3 protein-coding genes are annotated in these 2,391 nt (G+C 27.2%); all 3 read left to right on the top strand.

The window, feature by feature from the left end; genetic code table 11:
* Positions 1-288 (top strand): UTRA domain-containing protein (locus tag WBG30_RS13190; protein ID WP_424505119.1); only part of this gene is annotated, 288 nt, incomplete at its 5' end.
* A gap of 151 nt (positions 289-439) precedes the next feature.
* Positions 440-1,420, top strand: a complete 981-nt coding sequence (locus WBG30_RS13185) for a type II secretion system protein (RefSeq protein ID WP_424505118.1) — start codon at positions 440-442, stop codon at positions 1,418-1,420.
* A 424-nt stretch (positions 1,421-1,844) separates the two neighbouring features.
* Positions 1,845-2,391, top strand: a 547-nt coding sequence (locus tag WBG30_RS13180; protein ID WP_424505117.1) for a hypothetical protein, incomplete at its 3' end; no start/stop codon positions are given.

Here is a 2,391-nt window from a genome sequence, read left to right as displayed (position 1 = left end):
CCTTTGAATTTATTTCCAGAACTTAATGTATCGACATTAAACGGATCTAAATATGCTTATGTAGAAAAATTTACTAAAAAAATTATATTAGAAAGTTTACAGGAAATAGGAGTTTCTTTAGCTGGGAAAGATGAAGAAAAACATCTTAAAGTCAAGCCAAATGAACCTTTATTAAAGATAAATAACCAAACATTTTTAGAGGATGGAACCATCTTTGAATATTCAATAGCTTATTTTAAGACTAGTAAATATAAATTCATTCAAAAAGCCCAAAGAATAAAAAATTGACTAAAATTCAAATAAAATCTTTTTTTAGATATGAATTAGTTTTGAAAATAAAATATAGAGATATTATTTTATTTTTTAAAGGATTTTTATTAATAAAGAAGAACATATATATTGATTAATTAAACTTATACATATTTAAGGATGTGATTCTATGAATAAAAAAAATGGTTTTACTATAATTGAATTATTAGTTATCATTTCTATTATAGGAATTTTATCAACTACAGCTATTCCTAAGTTAAGAAAAGAATTAAATAAAGCCAAAGTTGCCAAAGTTCAACATAAATTAGGGTTGATAAGATCCAAACTTTCTATTGAAAGTAATGTTTCTTTTGAAGCACCAGACTTAGCTACAAATGACTCAAATTTATTGAATAAATTTGATGTCCATCCTACAGAACCTTTCTCAGTTGCTGGAAATTCCTATAAAAAAACAGATAAAATTGTCTCTGCTAGAGATAATACTGGCGGATGGTATTATATTAAAAAAGAGGAGGAAATATACGCTAATCTTCCTAATGGTGCCTATACTGGGGATTCAAAATATGAAATTTGGAGTGACAAAATTATAAAACTATCAGATCTTCAAAATTTAGAAGATGTTGGGGATGTAAAAGCAATGGAAGTCAATGATAAAGGAGAGTATATAAATAACCCTAGTTTTGAAAATCTCAATACTGGAAGATATGCTCAAGTGGATGCTAGTAGGATTGAACATTGGAATACAACGGCTTCAGACAATAAAATAGAGGTCTGGAGTGATGGTTTTTTAGGTGTCCCAGCAGCTGATGGGAATCACTTTTTGGAATTAAATGCAAATGAAGTTGCTTCTCTATATCAAGAAGTTGTTACAATACCAGGGACAATTCTAAAATGGTCTATAAGTCACAGAGGAAGATCTGGGGTAGATACTGCTAGTATTAGTGTAGGTACTGGAGAAGATGCTGTTATTCTAGAAATTCTAAAAGATGGAAATGATAGTTGGGGTACCTATACTGGAACCTATATAGTTCCTGAAGGTCAAACAGTTACTAGATTTTCTTTAGATTCTATTGATTCTGCTGGGGGAAATCCAGGCGTTGGTAATTTAATAGATAATTTTTCAGTCAAAGCGGTTTTAGATGAAGAATAAAAAAAATAGTTTTCGTTAACAGTCATTAACGAAAACTATTTTTTTATTCCCATATATTCATTCAAAATACCATTTTATAAATTCGTTATACTATATATGTAGTTATTAAAATGAAGTTAAATGAAAGGCTATATAATCTTAATTTCCCTACAATTAACAAAGAGCCTGAATTCTTTGGACATCAAAAAACCTTTCACCTATACAAATTTCCTTACTACTCCCATTAGATTAAACTATAATTAAATTTAAATAAAATAAGTATTAAAATAAACACTACAAAATAGTAAGTGTTTATTATATACTATTGTTATAAAATAAAAAAATGATTGATTATATATCATTTTGATATGTTTCTGAAATTTTGTAAAGATAGAGAGTATATCTAAGAAAATAATGGAAATAAAAAATTACATAGGGAGTAATGATGGCAGAGAAAATTTTAAAGATAAAAATTGGGGAAGAATATAAGGCAAAGGTAGAAAAAATAGGAGAATTTAATGAGTCAATGTTTAAAGATGTTTATGACAAAGCATTTGATTGTATTGAAACTATATTAGCAGGTGGTTCAGAAGAAGAAGAAGATAGTTATGAGAAATATAATAATATAGTTAGTTTTGTAGGAGAAAGAGGAACAGGAAAAACCTCGGCTATGCTTTCTGTATCAGGAGCATTAAAAAATGGAAAAGATGTGGAAGTTTCAGATGAAAATGCAAAAGATTTAAAGGTAGTATATAAGAAGCTAAAAAAAGAAAACAAATTTTTTAATATCGGAATAATAGATCCATCGCATTTTAATGAGAATAGTAATATATTGGAAATTATCTTGGCTAAGATGTTTAAAAATTTTAAAAATAAAGTAGAAGAGAAAAATAATAACAATGTAGATCATGACGATAAAAGAAAATTAATAAAGGCATTTGAAGAGGTCTTTGAAAATTTAAAGACAATCCAAAATCCAGAGAATATATATA

This window comes from Psychrilyobacter sp. (assembly GCF_049671765.1).
Classification (GTDB): Bacteria; Fusobacteriota; Fusobacteriia; order Fusobacteriales; family Fusobacteriaceae; genus Psychrilyobacter.
The sequence above is the reverse complement of the archived record's forward strand: the minus strand, read 5'-3'. Positions and strand labels throughout refer to the sequence as shown.

Excerpts from the sequence above, each read along its gene's own strand:
- WBG30_RS13185 (WP_424505118.1), top strand. The coding sequence starts at position 440 with ATGAATAAAAAAAATGGTTTTACTATAATTGAATTATTAGTTATCATT.